The organism is Rhodococcus sp. 27YEA6 (assembly GCF_044908235.1).
GTDB classification, from domain to species: Bacteria; Actinomycetota; Actinomycetes; order Mycobacteriales; family Mycobacteriaceae; genus Rhodococcus_F; species Rhodococcus_F qingshengii.
In genome coordinates, this window is record NZ_JBIYCY010000008.1 from 235,873 (window position 1) to 258,114 (window position 22,242).

Sequence of the window (22,242 nt, forward strand, 5' to 3'; positions counted from 1 at the left end):
TCCGTTCTTGCGTCAAGAGCCCCCACCTGCAGGTTCAGGCAGCAGCGGTGCGAGCCTGTTCCTCGCGCCACCACGCGACGGTCGCTTCGGCGGCCTGATCGAGCGGCGTCGGCGAGAGTCCGAGCAGCACTTCGCTGGCACTCGAGTCCATGACGAACGGCTTGGTGAACTGGTAGTTCATCTCCGCGAGTTCGCGGCTGTCGGTGTTGATCTTGCCGACGGCGTCGAGCACCCAGGCGGGGAGTACACCCACCTTGGCGGGGGATGCCCCGGCGGCGCGGGCGAAGGCCTCGGCGATCTTGCGCTGAGTGAGCGCGGGGCCGGTGGGTGCGTGGAGGACGGAGTTCCAAAGTTCGGGGTTGTGTGCCGCCGCGATCATCGCTGCTGCGAGATCGGGGATGTAGGTGAAGGAGTGCGGCTGATCTGCGGAACCGATGACACGAATCTTCTTACCTGCCATGACTTTCGGAACCATGCGCTCGCCCGCGTGGGCGGTGCGGACGCGGGGGCCGAAGAAGTCCGAGGCCACGACGCTGACGGTGGGTGTTGCCGAGGCCTCGCGAGCGCGCAGCAGCGCGGTGCGCACGCCGCGCTTGCCACCGGTGGCGTTGCGTGGATCGGATTCGGTCGTCAGGGTGTCGGAGTTGTAGGCGTAGAGGCTTTCGGGGAAGACCACGACGGCACCGATGGATGCGGCCGCGTCGAGCACAACCTTCTCGGCCGCCGGGAGTTCCCGCTCCCAATCGGCTGCGTTGTAAGCAGCGTGGATGCAGTGGTAGATGGCCGTGGCGCCCTCGCTGACCGAGCGCAGGGCCTCGGCATCCGAGACGTCGACGCGTCGGCGGTCGATCAGCGGGTGCTCGGGCCCGCTGCCGGACCTGGTCAGGAGCCGGACGTTGATTCCCTGCTCGGCGAGCTGTAGTGCGACGGCGGATCCGACGGGTCCTGCTCCGGTGACGATTTCGAGGTTCGACATGGTGTGCTCCTTCTTGTTTCGAGTGAACTGAGAGCACTGCTCTCGTTTTCAAGAATGCACCTGCACCCGAGCGCTGTCAAGAGCAGTGCTCTCTTTTGTTGATGCTGCTCTCGGGAATGGGGCAAGATGGACTCATGGTTGGAACTCCCCGTGAGCGGGCGCGCGAACAGACGCTGCAGGACATCACCCGTATCGGACGCGAGCATCTCGCTGCCGTCGGCGCTGCCGCTTTGTCCCTGCGTGCCGTCGCGCGTGACCTGGGAGTCGTGTCCTCAGCGGTATACCGCTATGTCGCCAGTCGGGACGAACTGCTGACCTTGCTGGTGGTCGACGGGTACACGGAACTGGGCGCGGAAGTGGACGCCGCCGTGAATGCGGTTGCAGCAGAAGATTTTCGCGGACAGTTCATTGCTCTCGGGCGCGCCGTTCGGAGCTGGGCGATCCGGGAGCCGGCCCGCTACGGTCTGTTGTTCGGCAGCCCCGTCCCCGGCTACGACGCTCCGGGCGAGCAGACCACCGGCCCCGGCACCCTCGTCGTGACCCGGCTGATCGGGATCATCGACGCCGCCCATCGCGCGGGTTCACTGACGGTGCGAGAGGGTCCGGGCCTGAGTGACACGTTGGCAGCGGACCTCGAGGGAGTGCGGAATGAACTGGGTACCGACCTGCCGCCGGATGCCGCCGTGCGCGCAACTCTCGTCTGGGTATCGCTGTTCGGTTCGGTGAACTTCGAGGTGTTCGGGCAGTACGGAAGCGATACGTTCACCGACGCGAGCGAGATTTTCGAGCGGCATTTGGCACTACTTGCCGATGTGGCGGGTCTGACCTGAACACGCTTGTGTCTCGTTCCTCCGCACGCAGTTGTCGGTGAGATGATGTCCTTGTGGCGCACGCAGAAGAACCCGAGGATCGAATGGCCTGGATAGAACCGGAGGTTCGTCCGGGCAGTTTGTTGGTGTCGTCGACCGATCTCACGGAACCCGCATTTCGCCGCACCGTCATCTACATGATCGAGCACAACGACGCCGGGAGCCTGGGCGTCGTCGTCAATCGGCCGAGTGAGACGGCCGTGCAGAACGTGTTGCCGCAGTGGTCACCGCTGACCGCGCATCCTTCGGCCCTGTACATCGGTGGACCCGTCAAGCGTGACTCGGCGCTTTGCCTGGGCATCGCTCGCAACGGTGCGCGGATCGACGGCGTCGCCGGCCTGCGGCGGGTGGACGGCAAGGTAGTCATGGTGGATCTGGACTCGGACCCGGAGGTCATTGCTCCTCTGGTCGAAGGAATCCGCATTTTTGCCGGGTACTCGGGTTGGACTCTGGGCCAGCTGGATTCGGAGCTCGAGCGTGAAGACTGGATGGTGATCAGCTCGCTGCCGTCGGATGTGCTGACGCCGCCCCGAGTCGATGTCTGGGCACGGGTGCTACGACGCCAGCCGCTACCCGTGGCGATGCTGGCCAGCCACCCCATCGAGGTGGAACGAAACTGACTTGTCGGAGGTCGATGATATTCCTGTGTCATCGTTTTCGAGAGAGGTGGCAGCAATGATCGCTGAGCGTCAGATCCAGTGCGCGGATTGTGTTTCGGATGTCGATCACTGCCACGATTCTTTGCTGCGGCATGCCGACGGATCACTCGAATGCACCGGCGCGAACTGCGTCGACTTGGCATCGGTCCGCCATGCGCTGTCCATCGATTGTGCTGAACTGCAGGGCGGTTGTGGCTGCGTCGACGCGACCCGAGGCGAGTTGCTCGCTAGCTGACGCTGACCGGATCCCGATTCGCGAAGCGTTGCGCCATCGCAGCACACACGATCAGTTGGATCTGATGGAAGATCATCAGCGGCAACACGATCAGGCCGACGGGCTGGCCCGCGAACAGTACAGCCGCCATCGGTAGGCCCGTTGCCAAGGACTTCTTCGACCCGCAGAAGATGATGACGATCTGATCGGGAAGATCGAACCCGAGCTTGCGCCCCGCGAGAGTGGTCACGCCGAGAACCAGCGCGAGAATCAGGCAGCACACGATTGTGAGGATCACGATCTGCCAGATCGTGATGGTGCTCCAGATCCCCTCTTTCATGCTTTCGCTGAAGGCGGCGAAGACAACGAGGAGGATCGATCCGCGATCGACGTACTTGGTGGGTTCGGCGTACTTCTGCAGCCATCCGATCACCAGCGGGCGGATCAGCTGACCGACGATGAACGGGATCAGCAACTGCACGACGATGTCGAGGATCGACGAGAAGTCGACCGTCGCCTGGCCGGTGGTGTTCATCAGCAGAACCACCAGCAGCGGTGTGACGAAGACGCCGATCAGGTTGGAGAACGACGCACTGACGATCGCGCCCGCGACATTCCCCTTGGCGATCGAGGTGAACGCGATCGAAGACTGAACCGTCGACGGAACCAGGCACATGTAGAGGATGCCGGTGTAGAGCTCGTCGCTGATCAGCGTCGGCGACAGGAATCGCAGTGCTAGGCCGATCAGTGGGAACAGCACGAACGTCGCGGCGAGGACGACGGTGTGCAGTCGCCAGTGCTTGACGCCCTTCCAGGCTTCCTGCGGCGAGAGTCGTGCGCCGTAGAGCAGGAACAAGAAGCCGATGGCGATCTTGGTGGCCCAGTTCAGAATGCTCTCCGCGGTACCCGATACCGGGAACACACTTCCGAGCACGCCGGCGATGATGATGCCGAGGATGAACCCGTCTATGTAGAACCTGCTGAGAAACTTCACCTGGCTAAGGATAACGGCGAGCTTCAGCGGGCTCTCGAGCCCCACGAAGGTTGAAGCCCATCACCGCCAGGCACAGCAGCGTCCCGATGATCGACAGCTCGATGATGGCCGTCTGCATTCCCTGGAGGGTGATGGCGATACCCGCGATGATCGACGGGATCGCCAGTCCCGCGTAGCTGACGGTGAAGAACGCGGCCAGAACTCCGCCGTGGCTCTCGCGGGCGTGGGTCCGGGCGGCGGCGTTGACGCGCTTCATGCCGCCGGCAAACGCCAGACCGTGCCCGGCGCCGACCACGACGGTGATGACGCCCAGCAGTGCCAGGCTCGGGACGAGGTCGACCACGAGGAGGCCGATCATTCCCAGAGCGAGGATTCCCAGGCCGGCGGTGACGGACGTGCGCGGGTCCATGCGGCTTCCGCCGAGTTGCGCGACCACCGAGCAGATCATCACCAGTGCGGCCGCCCCGCCGCCGAGTAGAAGGTTGTCGATGTTCAGCAGGCTGGTCATCCACGACGGGACCACCGACTGGAAGAGCCCGACCGCGCCCCACGACAGCGCGACGGCGAGCGAGCTGAGCCAGAAAGTCTCGCGAATGGCGGCGGGAACATGTGGCATCTGGAAGAACCGCTTCGGGCGTGTGACGTCCCCGATCCGCGGAAGTAGCAGCAACACGATCAGTGCCGGGATGAACGCGACGAGGAAGATCAGATACGGCAACCGCAGCGGTTGTGGAAGGTACTGGGCGATTGCACCGGACACGAGTGGTCCGAGCGCACCGCCCAACGCGCCCGTCACCGTCGATACGAGCGCTGCTCGTCGGTGATCGAACTTCGGTTCCTGCTCCACCAATGCGGCGCTGCCCGCCGCACTGGCCGCGCCCACCGCGATTCCCTGGGCAATCCGGCCGACGAACAACCACACCGTCGCGTCGGCAAATGCCAGAACGAGCGTGCCGACGACGCTCAGAGCGAGTGCAGTAAGGAGCACGGTGCGTCGGCCGAGGGCGTCGGACAGCGGTCCGAAGAACAGCAATGCCGGAACGAGGCCGGCGACGTAGACGCCGTAGATCAGCGTCTGGATGGTGGGCGTGAATCCGAACTCGGTCCGGTAGAGCCCGTAGACGGAGGTGGGCATGTTCGCGCCCAAGAGGATCACGGTGAGGACGTAGCCCACGCCGTAGAAGTGTCGATTGGTGCGGCGTGTGCGTTCTTCGGTGGCGACAGCTGTGGCGGACGTGGGAAGCCCCTCCTGAAGACAGAGTGCGAAAATACATGGGTCGTCCTACGTATCGTAGGTGAGTGGAATGATCGCCGCTAATGCTGTGAGGATGAGCTGATGACCGTTGTTCGCAAAGAGTCCGCGTACGAGCAATCCCTCGACTGGATGCGCGCGCAGATCTCCGACGGCGTCTGGACAGTGGGCAATCGTGTTCCGACCGAGCCGGAGCTGATGAGTGTTCTCGGCGTCGGCCGGAACACCGTGCGCGAAGCGATCAAGACATTGACCTCGACGGGAGTCCTGGAGATCCGTCGCGGATCAGGGACCTTCGTGCGCGCTCGGACCGACATCGGCGGACTGCTCGGCAGACACGCGTCCGTCGACGAGATGAAATACGTCTTCGAAGTGCGTCGTGCGCTCGAGATGGAAGCGGTCCGGTTGGCGTGTGAGCGTCGCAGCGACGACGACGTCCGGATACTTCGTGAGCTGGCCACCAAGCGTGACGTCCCGGCCGAGAACTTCGTCGACGTCGATCTCGCGTTTCACATTGCCGTTGTCGATGCCGCCCACAATCCCGTGCTGAAAGATCTGTTTGCCGGAATCCTCGAAACAGTTCGAGCCACCTACGAGGTGACCGAAGGGGTGCATCCGCCGTCGCTGACGTCTTCGCATCATCAGGGAGTTGCCGAAGCCATCGCCGAACGCGATGTCACCAAAGCCAGGGCTGCGGCGTGTGGGTATCTCGAGAAGACTCAGGAAGCGATCGGTTCAGGCTCGGCGGTTACCGAGTCCGGGCGTCGGCCAATCGATTGAGTGACCCGGCGATGTCTTCGGCTCCGGGTGTCGTGATCGTGAGTCGGTCGCCACAAGCGAACGTGATGACCACCGCTGGCCCGGTGCGGGTGACGACGCCGTAGTTACGACGACCCTTGGTCTTGAGTCCCCAGCCGCCGAAGTCCGCGAACGGTTTGATCTCCGCGACGTCGGCTCCGACAACTTCCTCGATGCCGTAGGTCATCGCAGCCATCCCCATGTTGATCACCCGGATTTCCCGTTCGTCGACGATCACCCGGAAGCGAACCAGGCTGACGACGAGCAGTCCGAGTGCCCCGAAGATGAACAGCGGCCAGAGTGACCGCATCGCCAACGCCATGATGACTCCGGGCGCCAGAGTGATCGCAGTGAGGATCACCGACCCCTTGGTGCTGAATCCGACGTCGTCGGAGATGGGGAGAGCGCAGCGGCTTCGCGGCAACCCGGCCGAGGGTTCGATCGTGGCAAGAGTGCGGACGCGGTAGTCACGCAGGAACGAGGCGCCGATCCACCCCAGCACCCCGCCGATGACAAAGCCGACACCGATAGACCACAGCGGGAGTGACGTCGTGGATGGATCGGTGACATCGAGTTGGGTGTAGAGCAAAGCGAAGTTCACTGTCGTGATGAGCCCGACCACGCTCAGCCCGACAACCAACATGAATCGGCGCATCATCAGCATCGCGGGAGCAAGAGCAGCAATCGCACTCAGGCCGCCACCGAAGAGCAGCGTCAGAAGTGCAATGGTCCAGGCGTTGGCCGACGGGGTGGAGAATCCGTCCGGCGAGGTGGTGGTCCAGTGAGTCGCGATCTGTTCCGGGAGGCGGGGCTCCCAAATTTTTGTCAGGACGAAGCCGAAGACCGCACACAACAGCGGAACGACTAGCCCGAATACGACCCCGGCCGGGTCGACCACGCGATGTTTCACGTGAATCAATGAGCCGGCTGGCAAGCATCCTTGAGCGCGCAGGCACCGCAGGAAGCGGTACCGCAAGCGGCAGCGTTCGCCTTGGCCTCGGAGGTCTCCGCCACCGGCTCGTCTGCGGCAGGCTCGGAGTGTCCGCCGCAGTTGCAGTCGTTACCGCATCCGCTCTGCTGCGGGAGTGCGGCGGCAGCACGGGCACCGATGCCTCCACCGAAACCGGCGGTGAGGACGGCGACGACGACGGCGATGATCGCGACTGCGACGCCGAAGACTCCGCCGATGGTCAGTGCTGCGACTCCGCCGATGACCAACATTCCGGCGGCCGCGAGCATGGTCGGACCGGCCACCTTGTTGGCGAGGGCGAACGACTCCTCGCTCCGCAGGGAATCCTCGGTGCGGACACCGGCCCAGCGGTTGCGCGGGAGTTTGCCGATCAGTCCGGCGACAGCAACTCCACCGACGGCGACAGCGAGCACGAATAGCACCACAGCGACAACGATCACCCATACAGGATAGGCGCGAGTGGAGTTGATGGTATGCCCGGGTCGTGCAGGCTCTACCCTGGTTATCGGTATTTCCGTCAGCCAAGTAGATAGCGACCACAGTGACCGAGTCTCCGCAGTCCCCCGATTCACCAGCCGACGCAACTCCGCAGCACCGCTACACCGCGGAGCTCGCCGGCCAGATCGAGCAGCACTGGCAGGACCGCTGGAGTGAGGAAGGCACGTTCAACGCGCCCAATCCGGTCGGTCCGCTCTCCTCGCCCGACGGTGTTCCCGCCGACAAGCTCTTCGTGCAGGACATGTTCCCGTACCCCTCGGGTTCGGGCCTGCACGTCGGTCACCCGCTCGGATACATCGCTACGGACGTCTTCGCGCGCTTCCATCGCATGCAGGGGCGCAATGTCCTGCACACCCTCGGCTACGACGCGTTCGGTCTCCCGGCCGAGCAGTACGCCGTGCAGACGGGTACCCACCCGCGGACGACCACCGAGTCCAACATCGCCAACATGAAGCGCCAGCTGCGACGCCTGGGTCTGGGGCACGACGAGCGTCGTAGCCTCGCGACGACGGACGTCGACTTCTACCACTGGACGCAGTGGATCTTCCTGCAGATCCACGGCGCCTGGTACGACAAGGCTGCAGGCAAGGCCCGTCGTATCTCCGAGCTGGAAGCCGAGTTCGATTCCGGTGAGCGCGCTCTGGAAGACGGACGCGAGTGGGCGTCGCTGACAGTCGCCGAGAAGGCAAAGGTCGTCGACTCGTACCGCCTTGTCTACCAGTCGGATTCGATGGTCAACTGGTGCCCCGGTTTGGGTACCGTCCTGGCCAACGAGGAAGTCACCGCCGACGGTCGTAGTGACCGCGGAAACTTCCCAGTCTTCCGTAAGCATCTCCAGCAGTGGATGATGCGCATCACCGCGTACTCCGATCGCCTGGTCGACGACCTCGAGTACTTGGATTGGCCGGACAAGGTCAAGGCCATGCAGCGCAACTGGATCGGACGCTCGTACGGTGCCGAAGTTACCTTTGCTGCAGGCGAGTACGGCGTCGATGTGTTCACCACCCGTCCGGACACGCTGTTCGGCGCCACCTATGTGACGCTGGCTCCTGAGCATGACTTGGTGGACAAGCTCGTCGCGGACGAGTGGCCCGAAGGTGTCGACGCACGCTGGACTGGCGGTGCCACGACGCCGGCGGAAGCTGTTGCTGCATACCGTAAGTCGATTGCCGCCAAGACCGACCTGGAGCGTCAGGAAAACAAGGAGAAGACGGGCGTCTTCCTCGGTTCCTACGCCGTCAATCCGGTCAACGGCCACAAGGTCCCGATCTTCATCGCCGACTACGTTCTGACGGGTTACGGCACCGGTGCGATCATGGCAGTTCCGGGACACGATCACCGTGACTGGGAGTTCGCGAACGCGTTCGGTCTGGATATTCTCGAAGTTATTGCCGGTGGCAATGTTTCGGAGGCTGCGTACTCCGGTGACGGCCCGCTGGTGAACTCCGACTACCTCGACGGGCTGGACGTTGCGGAGGCCAAGGCGACCGTCATCAGTCGCCTCGAGGAGAGCGGCCAGGGCAAGGGCACCATCCAGTACAAGCTGCGCGACTGGCTTTTCGCGCGTCAGCGTTACTGGGGCGAGCCCTTCCCGATCGTCTACGACGCGGACGGCAACGCACACGCTCTGCCGGATTCGGCTCTGCCCGTGGTGCTTCCGGAGGTCGAGGACTACGCACCCGTGTCCTTCGATCCGGACGACGCCAACTCCGAGCCCTCTCCCCCGCTGAACAAGGCGACCGACTGGGTCAACGTCGAGCTCGATCTCGGTGACGGTCTGCAGACCTACCACCGCGACACCAACGTCATGCCGCAGTGGGCAGGTAGCTCGTGGTACCAGCTGCGCTACATCGACCCCACCAACCAGGACGCCTTCTGCGACCCGCAGAACGAGGCGTACTGGACGGGCCCGCGTCCGGAACTGCACGGCCCCAACGATCCCGGTGGAGTCGACCTGTACGTCGGCGGCGTCGAGCACGCAGTGCTGCACCTGCTGTACTCGCGCTTCTGGCACAAGGTTCTGTTCGACCTGGGCTACGTGTCCTCGAGCGAGCCGTACCGCCGCCTGTACAACCAGGGCTACATCCAGGCATTCGCGTACACCGACGCCCGCGGCGTCTACGTGCCGGCAGAGGAGGTCGTCGAGCGTGACGGCAAGTTCTTCTACGAAGGCGCCGAGGTCAACCGCGAGTACGGCAAGATGGGCAAGAGCCTGAAGAATGCCGTTGCGCCGGACGAGATCTGCGCCGAGTTCGGTGCAGACACTCTGCGTGTGTACGAGATGTCGATGGGTCCGCTGGACACCTCGCGTCCGTGGGCAACCAAGGACGTCGTCGGTGCTGCGCGATTCCTGCAGCGAGTGTGGCGCATCGTCATCGACGAGGAGACTGGCAAGCCCCGTGTCACCGACGAAGCTCCTGGTGAAGAGACTTTGCGTGCGCTCAACAAGGCGATTTCCGGTGTCATCGAGGATTACACGGCGCTGCGCGACAACACGGCCGCCGCGAAGCTGATCGAGTACAACAACCACCTCACCAAGGCGTTCCCGGGCGGTGCGCCGCGTGCTGCTGTCGAGCCGCTGGTGCTGATGCTCGCTCCCCTGGCGCCGCACCTCGCGGAAGAGCTGTGGTCGCGTCTGGGTCACACGGAATCCCTTGCGCACGGACCCTTCCCGGCAGTCGAGGAGAAGTGGCTCGTCGAGGATACCGTCGAGTACCCGATCCAGGTCAACGGCAAGGTTCGTAGCCGCATCAGCGTCCCGGCAGATGCCGATCGCAAGGCTGTCGAAGAGATTGCGCTGGCCGACGAGAAGATCGTCGCTCTGCTCGAGGGCAACGCACCCCGCAAGGTGATCGTTGTGCCGGGAAAGATGGTGAACATAGTTCTGTAGGGCCTTCGGCCCCTGTGCGCCGTTTTGGTAGTTACCGCTACCGAAACGGCGCACAGTCGTATCTGGGTGCGTATCTGGGCGCCACAGATGTGCTGCCAGTCTTCACAGGCGTCGTGGGTGATCGCCCGGATCGAATCTCCGATCCAGTTTCCGATTCAAGCTGCGATCTTCGAACAATCTGAATACTCCACTTGGAGAACGAGTGTCATCGCTTCGCGGCACGCGAACACCACCTCACTTCGATCTGTTCAAGCAGGGGAGCGCCGGGTATTACGGAGTCACTATTGATGAATTATATTGTGACCCTTAGGCGATGCCCTGAGAGAGTGTTTCAATCCCTTAGGTATCGGCCCTTAGGGGCAAGCCCCGAGCGAATCGTGTGAATTTCAACCCCAGGGGACGATGTGGGCGCGGCTCGTTCTGAGGATTGTTGACGCGATGACATCGAACCAGAACATAAGTTGGCAATTCACTAAAGCTGTTCTCCGGAAGCCGTTTACCATGGGCGCGGTCGCGCCGAGTTCTCCCTCCGTCGCAGCGGAACTGGCGGCGGTCGTACCAGCGGTCGGCGCGCCTGTGATCGTCGAGTTGGGTCCGGGGACAGGTTCTGTCTCGGACGCCATCTCCTCACGAATACCGAGGAGCGGCCGTCATATCGCGGTCGAGGTTGATCGTGAACTGGTGAGGCATCTGTGTCGGACGAGGCCAAGCATCGAGGCGATTTGGGGCGACGCCTGTGATCTGATCGCCCTGTTGAAATCCGCTGGAGTAGAACGCGTTGACGCAATCGTCTGTGCGCTCCCGTGGTCGCTCATCGATCTCGGAAAGCAGTGTCTGATTCTGGATCAAATTGCGACCCTGCTCACGGATGGCGGGCAGGCGAGCCTTCTCGCTTACCCCCACGCGCGCTGGCTACCGAGAGCCCAGGGATTCCGGTTTGCACTGAACGAAAAGTTCACCGACGTCTCGTGTGGTCCGGTTATTTGGCGTAACTCACCGCCGGCGGTTGTGTACCGATGTGGGCAGCCGATGACTCGTGCGAATTTCTGCTGACCTCTTGACCGGGCTGCCCCCGGTTTGGTTGCTCGCGGCGGGTGGGATGCTGATCATGGCGGAAGTGGGCACGTTGGTCGGGATCATTCTTCCTGGTGTGACGGCGGTCCTTGCTTTCGGGTATCTCGGAAGTACGGGTGCCGTTCACCCAGTCGCAGCGTGTCTTGTCGCGATCGCCGGTGAAATTGCCGGAGGGCATATTGCCTACGTGCGAGGCCGACGTGCTCGCCGGTTCAGGAGAGTGAGTCCACTCGCGGGAACGGGAGCCCGTGGGGCCGACCGGTCGCGGGCATGGTCGCGGTTGATGGAACTCTCTCAATCGATGGAGTTACGGGCTCTGAGCCTGGTGGAACGGCATGGCGCTGCAGCGATTGTTCTGTGTCAGTGGATGGCTGGAGTCCGGACCGTAACACCGCGTCTGGTGGGATCCGTCGGGACGAGCTATCGGAGGTTTGCCGTTGCGCAAGTGCCGTCTGCGATGGCCTGGGTGTGCACGTGGATGTCAGTCGGGGCAGTAGCTGGAGCGGCGAACGAGCGCGTAGCTGCAGGAGTGGGGGTAGTCGGACTGCTGGCGCTGGCGTTGACATTTCTGTCTGTGGTGGTGTGGGCAAGCGTGAGTCACTGCTTTTCAGCCCGGGTTAATCGCGCGTCGACTCCGCAGAGTAGTTGTCTTTGCTCACAATCGAACCGCCGCAGTCCTTTTGGTGCACCGTCGCCAATCAGTCGTTGTCCTGATTGTCCCGCTCCGCGGAACATTCTGTAGCGCGCGGACGACGCGAGGGCTGTGATGCAGGTAACACGTTACCGAGATCGGTAGCTGTCGTTCCATTGCACTTCCCGGCTAGGCCCCCGTCGACGGTATTCGACAGAGGGTCAATCGAATTCGTAGGTGTTCCCGAAAGGATCTTCCAGCCATGGCGTCTCATGTCCACAGCGACGGTTCGTCTCCCAGTTTGCCCGAACCGACATCGATACCGGAGCGGTGGACTCCGCGACTGGTGTTCTCCCTGGCGTCGATTGTTCTACTTCTCGAGATGCTCGCAGTGAGCTACATGATGATCTCCACTGCTCTCCCTGCGATCTCGGTGCACTATCAAACGACGCAGGGAGCTTGGCTGCTCACGTCGTTCTTGCTGCTGGGGGCGGTCGCGTCTCCTCTGCTCGGCAAGCTCGCCGACATGTACGGCAAACGAAAAGTCCTGCTCTTGGCTGTCGCCGGCGCGGCGGTCGGATCCTTCATTTCGGCGATAGCGCCGAGCTACGCGATCCTGATTCTGGGCCGGTCGCTGACGGGTCTGCTGGTTCCCTGCCTGTTCCTGAGTTACTCCCTCATTCGAGATGTTTTTCCGCCGAAAACTGTTGCCTTGGCCGTCAGTATCGCGACTTCCGGTATGGGTTTGATTGCGATCCCGGCGCCGTTCCTCACCGGTTGGTTGATCGACAACCACGGGTTCCGGAGCATCTTCTGGTTCTTTGTCGTCGGGCTGGTTCTCCTCGGCGGCATGATCTTCGCTTCGACGGCGGAATCAACTGTCCGACTTCGCTCTTCGCTGGACCTGATCGGTGCGGTACTGCTCGGGTCGGGCATCGCCGGAATTCTGATCGGCGTCAGCTTCGGACCGACCTGGGGCTGGAAGAACGGTTCGACACTGGCCTACCTGATCGGCGGCGTCGCACTGTTGGTGGCTTGGGTTGCCTCTGCCCGAGCCATCCGCGAGCCCTTGATCGACCTGCGCTACTTCGGCAAGCGTTCGGTGATGCTCACCGCCGTCGGTGCCGGGTTCTGCTACGGCGCGTCGGGAGTCTTCACGATCTTGCTGCCGATGATGGTGATGACCCCAGCAGTTCTCGGCCTGGGATACGGATTCGGCGTGACGGCAGAGGGATTCGCGATCTTCCAGGCGCCCCTTGGCGGCATGGTGGTGGTCGGTGGTTTGATCGTGGGCTTCCTCGTGGGGCGCAACATCCGGCCCCGTCTGCTGATGATCATCGGAATGATACTCATGGCAGTCGGATTCACGTTGACGGCCACCATTCACGACAACAAGCCTCTGCTCATCATCTTTGCCGGAATCTTCGGTGTCGGTATGGGTATGGGCTACGCCTCCATCCCGAACCTGCTCATCGAGGCAGTGCCGCCGCAGTTGCAGGCAACCACGGCGAGCATGGTTGCGGTCTTCCAGAGCATCTTCCCCGCAGTGCTTCCCGTCATCGCCTTCACGGTCTTGAACTCGCACATCGCGATGGCGATGGAGGGCGCTGTGTTCTACACCGACGAGGGCATGCGTATCGCGTTCCTGATCGGTGCTGCTGCAGCAGTTCTCGGCGCGATCGCAGCCGTGTTCCTGCCTCGAAACATCGTCCAGATCGGCGCAGAAGACGGTGTGCAGCAGGAGACGTCCCTCCTCCCTGCTCACTGATCTCACGATGATGTGCGGCTACTGACCAACGTTCGTAGCCGCACATCGCCGTGGTGGCACTTCGACGTCATGCAAGATGAATCTCCTGCAGCGAGATCTCACCCCGCAGCGGACGCTCTGCGACCTGTGCCAGATCAGATACGAATGTGTCCGCGATCGATCGGGTGGTGGTGAGTTGTACCGACAGAACATTGTTCGCTTGACTGCACACAGTTGCGCCGTGCCGGTACGCCACCAGCGCCACTGGATCGACGCGTTGGAAAGTCGCGGTGACGTGTAGGCCGACCTGTGGTGTCACCGGAACGAACGGGCCGTGGTCCGTCTTGATGCGAACTATCCCGATGATCTTGTTGAGACGCTTGATCAACATGGCGTCGGAGATCGTTGCCGGGCAACGGTACGCGATCGACATTCCGGTGACTCCCGGCGATGTCACGGACACCCACGTAGACAGGCTGACGACCTCGACGCCGAGCTTCCACCCCAGCGACGAAATACGTGCGAGAACCGCCGCGGTATCGTGGCATTCGACCACCATGGTGCCCACCCGACTCGTATCGGTGCCCACCCGAGCCGCTTCACCCATTTCCTCGACCTCCTCCGCCTAGAGAGGAAGTCCGGGCGCATCGACCCCGATGATTCTCGATCCTCGGAAGAAGTCGAGAAGCTTTGCGTCGCCGTGTGCGCCGATACCGCTTCCGCCCCAAAAACTCTGGGTCGAGTGGTCGTCTAGGTCCAGGAGGCTGGTGCTGTTGATCTTGTTCTCACCGCAATCGATTCGGGTCGCAAGTTCACGAGCGGCGTCGACGTCGGCGCCGAACACGTATCCGGCCAGGCCGGTATCGAGAGCGTTGGCCTCGAGCAGAGCTTCCTCGTCGGTTGATGCTCGGTGCACCGTCAGGATCGGCCCGAAGGTCTCCGATTTGGTCTGCTCCGACGAGATTCCGTGCACCACTGTCGGTGGGAAGAACCATCCGGAATCGTCAGGCACGGGGGTGCTCGAGACGGCCGTGCCGCCCACGCCACGGAGGAACTCGACGGTATCCCGCATCCGTTGGAGTTGAGGCTCGTTCGCCTGCGGACCCATCGTGGTGTTGGCGTCATCGGTTCGGCCGAGTGCGATTTCGGCCGTGCGGTCGAGTATTGCGTCGACAAGCCGGTCGTGAAGGTGCGGCGGCACGAAGACGCTTCCCGGACTCTCACACCATTGCCCGTTGAGTTTGGTGAACCCGTCGACGAGTGCGGCGGCAGTCAGATCGATGTCGGCGTCGGCGCGGATGATCACGGGGTTGTTGCTGCCGAGCTCGAGTTGAAGAGCCTTGAAATCGGTAGAAGCTGCAGCGGCGATGGAACTACCGGCCGCTCGGCCGCCGGTGAACGCCAGTGCTCGGATTCGTCGATCGGAGGCCAGTAGATGCCCGACGTCCCCGCCTCCGTGAACGAGTTGAAACAGAGCTTTCGGCGCGTCGACTTCGGCGATGGCACGTGAGATCGCCTCGGCAAGCACGTTGGGACCCGACGGTGCCCAGTTGGAGGGCTTGGCGATGACCGGAGCACCTGCGGCCAAAGCGAATGCGGTCTTCTTGGCGGTGATGAAGCTCGGTGCGTTCCACGGTGCGATCACAGCGGTCGGGCCCCAAGCCAGCCGATGTAAATGTGCACCTGACGGCAACTGCTCGAACCCGGAGGAGTTCTTCAGATGCGTTGCAGCACTGCGGAACAGATCGGGAAGTCCGCCGGCGAAAAGTGTGCTGATCGAAAGCGGAAGGCCGTTGTTCTTGGAGTCCTCACGGGCGATCGCCGCAGTTCGTTCCTCGACAAGTTCAGCCGTTCTCTCGAGTAGGCGCACCCGGTCGGCTACCGATCGACGGGTCCAGACACCCGATCGATGGAGTTCTGTCGCGGCGGTGATTGCCCTCTCCACCTGTTCGGTGGAGGACGAGAGTTGGGCTTGCAGTTTCTCTCCGGTGTCGGGATCGGTGAGAAATTCGCCGAGTTCGATAGCCGGTGTTTCGACGTTTCCGTCGATCGTGTTGTTCTGGGGCACGAGTGAGCATGAAGTGGTCATGACTGTCCTTCGTGGCGAAATCGTTTGTAGGTCAGATGTTGTCGAGGTAGCGTTCGCGTTCCCAGTCGGTGACCGCGGACATGAAGGAATCCCATTCGTCCTTGGCGACTGCCGCATAGTGCGATACGACGTCGGCGCCGAACGCCGCGAGTGCGAACTCACTGGCCTCGAGCGCACGCGCCGCCTCGTCGAGTGTGCCGGGCAGCGGTTGTTGCTTCACCTTCTCGAGTGTGTCTGTGTCGCTGTACCCGTCGCGTCGTACCGGTGCGCCGGGATCGAGCTTTCGTGTCAGACCGTCGTTCATCGATGCCAAGACTGCGGCCAGTGCGAGATACGGATTTGCGTCCGCCCCTGGCAGTCTCATTTCGAGACGGTTGGCGGACGGTGCACCGGTGATGAGTCGGCAGGTGGTGGTCCTGTTGTCGAAACCCCAGGTCAAGCCGTTCCCCGAGAAATCGTGGCTGGCTCTGGTGCGGCGCATCGAGTTGATGGTCGGCGTGTAGAACAGCATGAGTTCCGGGCAGTGCTCGAGAACTCCGCCGACGGCGTGCAGCAGTTCGGCGCTCGCGGTGTTTTCTGCGCTTTCGTCGTGGAACGGGAAGGTGTCGTCGCTCCGCATGGACGCGTGAATATGACACGACGAGCCCATGCCGTCGGTGCTCGGACGTGCCATGAAGGTAGCAGTGAGCCCTTCTGCCGCAGCGACGTCGTGGACGACCTGCTTGAATAGCACATGGCGGTCGGCCATCTCGAGGGCGGTTCCGTATTCGAGGTTGATCTCCCACTGGCCCAGGCCGTATTCGACCTGAGAGACCTCCACGGGAATCGCGCTCTCCTCCAACGCGGTTCGTACCTTGCGGAAGAAAGGTTCCATCGCGTTGCCGGCGGTGATGGTGTAATCCGAGGGCACCAGGGTGGTGGGTTCGAGATCCCGATAGCCGCTGCGCCGCAATGCGTCGGGGGTACCTCGGTAGAGGTGGAACTCGAGTTCCGTTGCCGCGTAGACGGTGTGGCCGTCAGCTTCGAGCTTGTCGATCTGTTTGCGCAGGATCGTGCGCGGTGCGATCGGGACCATCTCGCCGGTATGTTCGTCGACCGAGTCAGCGATGACGATGGCAGTGGACTCGAGCCACGACGCGCGTCGCAGTGTTCCCAGGTCAGGTTGCAGGCGGCAGTCATGCCAGCCGGTGTGTCCGCCGGCGTAGTCGACAACGAGTTTGTCCATGCGTTGGCTGGCATCCCAGGCATACACACAGGTGCACACATGCAGACCCTCGTCGATGTTCGCGAGGAAAATTCGCGTCGGGACTCGTTTGCCGATCAACCGTCCGTAGAGGTCGATACCGGCGATGAGGACGGTGTCGATGTCGGACTCGGCGAGCTCGGCCGTGGTGAGCCGGCCTTTCATCGGGCAAGCCATCCGCCGTCGACGGGCAGCTGGACTCCACTGATGTAGGAGGCGTCGTCGGAGAGCAGGAAGGAGACTGCAGCACCCATGTCCTCGGGGCGGCCGACGCGCGGCACCAGGAGCCTGGACTTCATGAAGTCGAGAACTTCGCCGGAGGAGACGTCGATGCCAGGCAGGAAGGCGGTGGGGACCGGCCCGGGGGCGATCGCGTTGACTCGTACGTTGTACCGCGAGAGTTCGACGGCCAGAGCCTTCGTCAGCATCTTCACTCCACCCTTCGACGCGTTGTAGTGGACCTGTGCGAAGCCCTGGGAGGACACGACCACGTCCGCTTCCACCGTCGACAAGTTCACCACAGCGCCGCTGTTGCCGTCGCGGAAGTACGGGGTGGCGATCTGCGTGACGATGAACATGCCCTTGAGATTGACGTCGAGGACGAGGTCCCACTCTTCGTCGGTGAGGTTCTCGAGAGAACTCATCGTGATCAGGCCGGCGTTGTTGACGAGGTAGTCGAAGCGTCCCCATTCGGCGACGGTGGCTTCGAAAGCGGCGCTCACGGCGGCGCGGTCGCGCACATCGGCCTCAAGGGCGAGCGCGGGTGTGCCGTACTGCGATTCGATAAGTGCGACGGTCTCCTTTGCACTTTCGATGTGAAGGTCCACGACCGCGACGCGGGCACCGTCGGAGGCGAGGCGCAGCGCGATGCCGCGGCCGATTCCGGAGCCTGCACCGGTGATCAGGGCAACCTTGTTCTCATGCGTACGTGACATTGTTGTCTTCCATTCTGTGATGATCGATCTGGTGAGAAGAATTGGTCCGACGGGAGGTTGCAGCGTCGACGAGCCACGAGAAGAGCGGGTCGATTTCGACGAAGAATTCGGGGTGCCACTGCACGCCCACCACGGGGCGATCGGCGGCCTGGATGGCTTCGGCGACGCCGTCGAGCGCGCGTCCGACGATCCGAAGCCCGCTCCCCGGGGTGTCCACGGCTTGGTGGTGAAGGCTGTTCACGTGAATGCTGTTGCCGTACAGACTGTGTGGGACGGAACCGGATTCCAGAGCGACCTGTTGCGGTCGGTACGAACGCGGATAACCGAAGAAGCTGTGTGCCTCACCGGCGTCGGTCGGAAGGTCGGCAATCAGAGTGCCACCGCGGGCGACGTTGACGACCTGGTGTCCTCGACATACACCCAGGATCGGCAGTCCGATTTCCCAGGCTGCATCGACCAGGGCGAACTCGAATTCGTCCCGAGCGGGGTCGATCATCGAGGAGTTTGGTCCGGGGGTGCGGCCGTATCGCCTGGGGTCCACGTCGGAACCACCGCTGAGGACGAGGGCATCGAGATGCTCGACGATTCGGCGCGGATCACTGTGGATGCTCAGCAGGATCGGTTGACCACCGGCAGCGCGGATTTTCGAGGGAAAATCGGTGAAGAACATTTCCATCAACGCGTCGCCGACGACGTTGGGTAGTGACGGCCCGCCGCGGTCGACGCGGCCGGTGACTCCGATCAGGGGCATGGCGGGGAGTGCCTCCGCCGTCATCGTGAATTGGGTCATAGGAGCGAGCATAGAACCATTGAATGGCTTTTCGCTAGAGTTTGGCTTGTAAAGTTGGGGTAACGGGTTCGAAGTGCCGCGCGCTGCTGTATCTATTCAAGGACAGTTGCGAATGGGAGCGTTCGATTTCGTAGGTCAAGACGAAGCGTAAGTGTCGGTCCAGGCACCGAGTAGGGGGTACGAGACGTGCAGATCGACAAGCTGCCGGCCATCGAATTCATGGTCAGTGCACCGACGTTGGGGGAGGATATCGCTCGACGCTTGCGACTGCTCATTCACAGCGGCGCGCTCAGCCCCGGTGATCGCCTGCCATCCGAGCGTGAACTGTCTCAGCAACTCGAAGTCGGTCGAGTCAGTGTGCGAGAAGCGGTCCGAATCCTTCAGGCGATGGGATACATCGAGGTGCGGCGAGGAGCCACGGGCGGATCGTTCGTTTCGGAGTTGACCAGGCCTTATGAAGACTGGGTTGGCCAGTTGAAAGCGCGAGAAGCAGACATCGACGAGATCGTCGACCTCCGTATCGGGTTGGAAATGCGCACGGCAAGCCTCGCGGCGGTCCGGCGAACCGATCGTCATCTTCTCGAGTTGCTCGAATCCATTGAGCAATTGGGGGTTTCCGGAAGTCGGGGATCGTTCCGGGCTTGTGACGCCAGGTTCCACGGCGGTATCGCCAGAGCGGCGGGAAACAGCAGGTTGGAGGCCGCTGTGGTCGAGGCTCGCGGCGAAATGTTCGTCCCCGTCGATCATCTCGTGTTCGAAGACCAGGTCGAGGCTTCGAGGGTGGAGCACAAGGAAATCTTCGAGGCGATCAAGCGGGGCGACAGCGCTCGCGCGGCGGAGGCAATGGAACGTCACATTCTGCACGCAAAAGACGAGCTCAAACGCTTGGCGCTGCAGGAAGAAGGCTGACGGGAGCGCGACGAACGGACGGTTCGTCCCGTTTTTCGCAAGTAAAAGTTTTGTGAATTGGGTCCCGAATCGACTTCAATGGTTCTAACATCGCCCGTATGACCCATACTTCCGTCAATGCTTCACGTGATGCATCCGGCGATGACCGAACTCTTCGAGGCTCGCTGGGTACCGGCTCGATAGTCCTCATGGTCGTTGCCGCAGCTGCTCCCCTGACTGTGATCAGTGGTCTTGTGCCGCTGGGTATTTCCGGTGGCAACGGTGCGGGCTTCCCCATGACCTTCGCCGTGACAACCGGTGTACTTCTGCTCTTCGCCGTCGGGTTCACCGCGATGTCGCGTTACATCCCGGGAACCGGAGCGTTCTATCTCTACATCGGACATGGTCTCGGCCGTGGTGCCGGCGTCGGCAGTGCGATGTTGGCCCTCGTCAGTTACAGCACAGTGCAATTGGCCGTATACGGCTACCTCGGCCCGGCAATGAGTTCGTTGATCACCTCCTACGGTGGTCCGGAGGTGCCGTGGTGGATCTTCTCGCTCGCCTCGTTGGCTCTGGTAGCCGTCCTCGGATTTCGTCATATCGAATTGTCGGGCAAGGTGCTCGGCATCCTGTTGATCGCAGAGGTCGGGATCGTAGTCGTACTCGACGCTTTCATCATCGCCGACGGTGGTCCGGAAGGCCCGTCGACAGCAATGTTCTCTCCGTCGGAAATATTCTCCGGATCCCCCGGCGTCGCATTGGTATTCGCGCTTGCCGGTTACATCGGGTTCGAGTCGACGGCGATCTTCCGTGACGAAGCGAAGGATCCCGCGCGGACTATCCCGCGAGCGACATACGCCGCCTTGATCCTCATCGGCGGCTTCTACGCTCTCTCCAGTTGGGCGGTTGTGACAGCCTGGGGCGACAAGGGTGCAGTGGACATTGCGGGTACTGACCCCGACGGCATGCTGATCACCACTGCCACCGACTTTGCCGGAACGGTGACAGCCCACCTGATTCAAATTCTGTTGGTGTCCAGTCTCTTTGCCGCAGTTCTGTCTCTCCACAATGTCTTGGCCAGATACATCTTCGTTCTGTCGAACACCGGCGTTCTGCCGGGCGCAGGTGGGCGGACGCACCGCGTGCATGGTTCGCCGCACATCGCGTCAGTGGTGCAATCCTGCTGTGCTTTGGTACTTCTCGGAGCTTGCATCGTCATCGGTCTGGATCCGGTGACACAGATCTTCGCGTGGTTCGCCGGCGTTGCAACGGTGGGGATCGTGGCTCTCATGTTGCTCACGTGCCTTGCGGTGCTCGTCTTCTTTCATCGTACGAAGGTCGATCAGCGATTCTGGCACACCAAACTTGCCCCGAGCTTGGGCCTTGTCGGGCTGATCGGATTCGCGATCGCTATTGCCGGAAACCTTCCGCTCCTACTGGGCGGCAACATTCTGGCCGTGGTGATGACCGGGGTGCTGGTGCTCGCGTTTGTCGGTGGATTCCTCTATGCGCGACGACGGAAGCAAGTGAGCTTCGAACTCCCGTCGTGAGAGGGCTTTCGGTGAAATGATGGGTGCACCCGCACTCGAGAAAGCAGGACTCCCATGACGTTCGCGGATCTGGACGGCGATGAACTGTGGAGTTACCTGACGGAGCGTTCAGGATTGCCCGGCCCGCGCGCGAACCTTGGGCTCATGCTCGAGTTCGCGCGCGGCGCCGATGACGACGACATCCTGCTGGCGGCGGAGTCCGAGGACGAATACATCCGCTGCTGTGGGATCGTCGGGCTCGGATTCATCCTTGTTCGTTCACGCGACAAGGCTGTTCTGAACAGTCTGACGGAGGCAACCACCAGTGCGTCGTGGCGTGCACGTGAAGCTGCCGCGATGGCCGTTCAGGCGATAGGCGACACGGATCCGCAATTATTGCGGGCGATCATCGAGCAGTGGTCACGCTCCGCTCATCCATTGACGCTGCGCGCAGCGGCTGCGGGGATCTGCGAGCCACGGTTGCTGAAGGACAAGACCAACGCTGCGCTGGCCGTTCAGGTGTGCCGAGACGCTACCGAGTGGATCGTCTCGCAACCAGCTGATTCTCGTCGCGAGGCCGACACACGGACTCTCCGGCAGGCGCTTGGATACTGCTGGAGTGTCGCGGTTGCGGCGGATCCGGAGAATGCCCTGCCGGCATTCGTCTCCCTGGGGGCGTCGGACGACACCGATGTCGTCTGGATCGTGCGGGAGAACCGGAAGAAGGCTCGCCTGCGCAAGGTGCTCGAAAGCTGACCCGTGGAACAGAGTCGTAGGTTATCCTCAGAATTAGAACCTGTTCTAACTACGAGGGGTAGACCATGGCACCGTCCGCAGAGGTAATCCGCAAGACCGTCGACGCCTACATCGAGACCGTTGCGACGGGCACTGCTGCCCAGGTTGTGGCCCTGTACGCAGAGGGTGCAACGGTCGAAGACCCGGTTGGTACCGACGTGCGCACCACCCGCGAGTCCATTCTCGAGTTCTACTCCGTGATCGAGAATTTCGACCAGGAAGCTCACCTTCAGACCCTCCGCATCGCCGGAAACGAAGCGGCATTCCACTTCTCGCTGATCACCAAGCTCGGCGAGCAGACCCTGACCATCGCACCCATCGACGTCATGACCTTCGACGACGACGGAAAGATCCTGTCGATGCGCGCATTCTGGAACCAGGAAGACATGATCACCGCCTGA

General features: G+C 62.3%; 21 protein-coding genes. 11 read left to right on the forward strand and 10 right to left on the reverse strand.

The genetic code is table 11. From position 1 onward, the window contains the following. Window positions 1-34 precede the first annotated feature (34 nt). Window positions 35-976: an NAD-dependent epimerase/dehydratase family protein gene (locus tag ABH939_RS21425; RefSeq protein ID WP_404650097.1), complete on the reverse strand. Its 942-nt coding sequence runs from the start codon at window positions 974-976 to the stop codon at window positions 35-37. A gap of 134 nt (window positions 977-1,110) precedes the next feature. Here ABH939_RS21425 and ABH939_RS21430 point away from each other — a divergent pair, with 134 nt between their 5' ends. From ABH939_RS21430 to ABH939_RS21440, 3 genes are read left to right on the forward strand one after another with little or no spacing between them, the layout of a single operon-like run. After that, window positions 1,111-1,806 (forward strand): TetR/AcrR family transcriptional regulator, encoded by a 696-nt coding sequence (locus ABH939_RS21430; protein ID WP_003942494.1) that lies wholly within the window; start codon window positions 1,111-1,113, stop codon window positions 1,804-1,806. Window positions 1,807-1,859: 53 nt separating this feature from the next. Next, window positions 1,860-2,465 (forward strand): YqgE/AlgH family protein, encoded by a 606-nt coding sequence (locus tag ABH939_RS21435; protein ID WP_003942572.1) that lies wholly within the window; start codon window positions 1,860-1,862, stop codon window positions 2,463-2,465. Window positions 2,466-2,520: 55 nt separating this feature from the next. Next, the gene (locus ABH939_RS21440) at window positions 2,521-2,739 is read left to right on the forward strand and encodes a hypothetical protein (RefSeq protein WP_058227431.1); all 219 of its coding nucleotides are present in this window, start codon (window positions 2,521-2,523) and stop codon (window positions 2,737-2,739) included. On the opposite strand, the gene ABH939_RS21445 is transcribed toward ABH939_RS21440, so the two are convergent. Both ABH939_RS21445 and ABH939_RS21450 read right to left on the reverse strand, forming a co-directional pair. Continuing rightward, on the reverse strand, window positions 2,732-3,712 hold the full coding sequence (locus ABH939_RS21445; RefSeq protein ID WP_003942582.1) for a bile acid:sodium symporter family protein: 981 nt from the start codon (window positions 3,710-3,712) through the stop codon (window positions 2,732-2,734). The two genes, ABH939_RS21440 and ABH939_RS21445, sit on opposite strands and share 8 nt — an antisense overlap. A 4-nt stretch (window positions 3,713-3,716) precedes the next feature. Continuing rightward, window positions 3,717-4,886, reverse strand: coding sequence for an MFS transporter (locus ABH939_RS21450; protein WP_003942549.1), 1,170 nt, complete (start codon window positions 4,884-4,886; stop codon window positions 3,717-3,719). A gap of 162 nt (window positions 4,887-5,048) precedes the next feature. Here ABH939_RS21450 and ABH939_RS21455 point away from each other — a divergent pair, with 162 nt between their 5' ends. Then, window positions 5,049-5,744 (forward strand): FadR/GntR family transcriptional regulator, encoded by a 696-nt coding sequence (locus tag ABH939_RS21455; RefSeq protein ID WP_047272655.1) that lies wholly within the window; start codon window positions 5,049-5,051, stop codon window positions 5,742-5,744. Here ABH939_RS21455 and ABH939_RS21460 read toward each other — a convergent pair. After that, on the reverse strand, window positions 5,713-6,672 hold the full coding sequence (locus tag ABH939_RS21460) for a DUF1648 domain-containing protein (RefSeq protein WP_235808464.1): 960 nt from the start codon (window positions 6,670-6,672) through the stop codon (window positions 5,713-5,715). The genes ABH939_RS21455 and ABH939_RS21460 overlap by 32 nt on opposite strands. Before the next feature lie 5 nt (window positions 6,673-6,677). Further along, a complete protein-coding gene (locus tag ABH939_RS21465) occupies window positions 6,678-7,172 on the reverse strand; it encodes an SdpI family protein (protein WP_058227433.1) in 495 nt (164 codons plus the stop codon). Between the two features lie 101 nt (window positions 7,173-7,273). Between ABH939_RS21465 and leuS the strand changes: the two genes are divergently transcribed. The 3 genes from leuS to ABH939_RS21480 all read left to right on the forward strand — a co-directional run bounded on the left by leuS (window position 7,274) and on the right by ABH939_RS21480 (window position 13,593). Next, window positions 7,274-10,120 (forward strand): leucine--tRNA ligase, encoded by a 2,847-nt coding sequence (leuS, locus tag ABH939_RS21470; protein ID WP_404650099.1) that lies wholly within the window; start codon window positions 7,274-7,276, stop codon window positions 10,118-10,120. Between the two features lie 1,108 nt (window positions 10,121-11,228). Beyond that, window positions 11,229-11,936 (forward strand): DedA family protein, encoded by a 708-nt coding sequence (locus ABH939_RS21475; protein WP_404650115.1) that lies wholly within the window; start codon window positions 11,229-11,231, stop codon window positions 11,934-11,936. A gap of 151 nt (window positions 11,937-12,087) precedes the next feature. Continuing rightward, window positions 12,088-13,593, forward strand: a complete 1,506-nt coding sequence (locus ABH939_RS21480; protein WP_058037563.1) for an MFS transporter — start codon at window positions 12,088-12,090, stop codon at window positions 13,591-13,593. 67 nt (window positions 13,594-13,660) lie between these two features. Here the strand turns inward: ABH939_RS21480 and ABH939_RS21485 are convergent, their stop codons facing one another. Genes ABH939_RS21485 through ABH939_RS21505 form a run of 5 tightly spaced genes read right to left on the reverse strand, consistent with a single transcriptional unit; the run spans window position 13,661 to window position 18,629 of the window. After that, window positions 13,661-14,179, reverse strand: a complete 519-nt coding sequence (locus ABH939_RS21485; RefSeq protein ID WP_007729094.1) for a hypothetical protein — start codon at window positions 14,177-14,179, stop codon at window positions 13,661-13,663. Window positions 14,180-14,197: 18 nt separating this feature from the next. Then, window positions 14,198-15,661 carry an aldehyde dehydrogenase family protein gene (locus ABH939_RS21490; protein ID WP_404650101.1) on the reverse strand — a complete coding sequence of 488 codons (1,464 nt, stop codon included), beginning with the start codon at window positions 15,659-15,661 and terminating at the stop codon, window positions 14,198-14,200. Between the two features lie 31 nt (window positions 15,662-15,692). Then, complete coding sequence (locus tag ABH939_RS21495) at window positions 15,693-17,069, reverse strand: glutamine synthetase family protein (RefSeq protein WP_404650102.1); 1,377 nt, start codon at window positions 17,067-17,069, stop codon at window positions 15,693-15,695. Beyond that, window positions 17,066-17,839, reverse strand: coding sequence for an SDR family NAD(P)-dependent oxidoreductase (locus tag ABH939_RS21500; protein WP_021332597.1), 774 nt, complete (start codon window positions 17,837-17,839; stop codon window positions 17,066-17,068). The genes ABH939_RS21495 and ABH939_RS21500 overlap by 4 nt, the downstream gene beginning before the upstream one ends. After that, window positions 17,823-18,629, reverse strand: coding sequence for a gamma-glutamyl-gamma-aminobutyrate hydrolase family protein (locus ABH939_RS21505; protein WP_233405620.1), 807 nt, complete (start codon window positions 18,627-18,629; stop codon window positions 17,823-17,825). The genes ABH939_RS21500 and ABH939_RS21505 overlap by 17 nt, the downstream gene beginning before the upstream one ends. A 186-nt stretch (window positions 18,630-18,815) precedes the next feature. On the opposite strand from ABH939_RS21505, the gene ABH939_RS21510 reads away from it, so the two are divergent. The 4 genes from ABH939_RS21510 (at window position 18,816) to ABH939_RS21525 (ending at window position 22,242) form a co-directional block, all read left to right on the forward strand. Beyond that, window positions 18,816-19,538 carry a FadR/GntR family transcriptional regulator gene (locus tag ABH939_RS21510; RefSeq protein ID WP_021332595.1) on the forward strand — a complete coding sequence of 241 codons (723 nt, stop codon included), beginning with the start codon at window positions 18,816-18,818 and terminating at the stop codon, window positions 19,536-19,538. A gap of 98 nt (window positions 19,539-19,636) precedes the next feature. Next, window positions 19,637-21,067, forward strand: a complete 1,431-nt coding sequence (locus ABH939_RS21515) for an APC family permease (RefSeq protein ID WP_050655905.1) — start codon at window positions 19,637-19,639, stop codon at window positions 21,065-21,067. A gap of 54 nt (window positions 21,068-21,121) precedes the next feature. Beyond that, window positions 21,122-21,802, forward strand: a complete 681-nt coding sequence (locus tag ABH939_RS21520; protein WP_372025712.1) for a hypothetical protein — start codon at window positions 21,122-21,124, stop codon at window positions 21,800-21,802. 65 nt (window positions 21,803-21,867) lie between these two features. Next, window positions 21,868-22,242, forward strand: a complete 375-nt coding sequence (locus ABH939_RS21525; RefSeq protein ID WP_003942502.1) for a nuclear transport factor 2 family protein — start codon at window positions 21,868-21,870, stop codon at window positions 22,240-22,242.

What these genes read in the sequence shown, in the direction of transcription:
- ABH939_RS21475 (WP_404650115.1), top strand. Translation starts at nt 11,229, where the DNA reads ATGGCGGAAGTGGGCACGTTGGTCGGGATCATTCTTCCTGGTGTGACG.
- ABH939_RS21430 (WP_003942494.1), top strand. Translation starts at nt 1,111, where the DNA reads ATGGTTGGAACTCCCCGTGAGCGGGCGCGCGAACAGACGCTGCAGGAC.
- ABH939_RS21485 (WP_007729094.1), bottom strand. Translation starts at nt 14,179, where the DNA reads ATGGGTGAAGCGGCTCGGGTGGGCACCGATACGAGTCGGGTGGGCACC.
- ABH939_RS21505 (WP_233405620.1), bottom strand. Translation starts at nt 18,629, where the DNA reads ATGACCCAATTCACGATGACGGCGGAGGCACTCCCCGCCATGCCCCTG.
- ABH939_RS21480 (WP_058037563.1), top strand. Translation starts at nt 12,088, where the DNA reads ATGGCGTCTCATGTCCACAGCGACGGTTCGTCTCCCAGTTTGCCCGAA.
- ABH939_RS21455 (WP_047272655.1), top strand. Translation starts at nt 5,049, where the DNA reads ATGACCGTTGTTCGCAAAGAGTCCGCGTACGAGCAATCCCTCGACTGG.
- ABH939_RS21425 (WP_404650097.1), bottom strand. Translation starts at nt 976, where the DNA reads ATGTCGAACCTCGAAATCGTCACCGGAGCAGGACCCGTCGGATCCGCC.
- ABH939_RS21515 (WP_050655905.1), top strand. Translation starts at nt 19,637, where the DNA reads ATGACCCATACTTCCGTCAATGCTTCACGTGATGCATCCGGCGATGAC.
- ABH939_RS21490 (WP_404650101.1), bottom strand. Translation starts at nt 15,661, where the DNA reads ATGACCACTTCATGCTCACTCGTGCCCCAGAACAACACGATCGACGGA.
- ABH939_RS21525 (WP_003942502.1), top strand. Translation starts at nt 21,868, where the DNA reads ATGGCACCGTCCGCAGAGGTAATCCGCAAGACCGTCGACGCCTACATC.
- ABH939_RS21495 (WP_404650102.1), bottom strand. Translation starts at nt 17,069, where the DNA reads ATGAAAGGCCGGCTCACCACGGCCGAGCTCGCCGAGTCCGACATCGAC.
- ABH939_RS21440 (WP_058227431.1), top strand. Translation starts at nt 2,521, where the DNA reads ATGATCGCTGAGCGTCAGATCCAGTGCGCGGATTGTGTTTCGGATGTC.
- ABH939_RS21520 (WP_372025712.1), top strand. Translation starts at nt 21,122, where the DNA reads ATGACGTTCGCGGATCTGGACGGCGATGAACTGTGGAGTTACCTGACG.
- ABH939_RS21500 (WP_021332597.1), bottom strand. Translation starts at nt 17,839, where the DNA reads ATGTCACGTACGCATGAGAACAAGGTTGCCCTGATCACCGGTGCAGGC.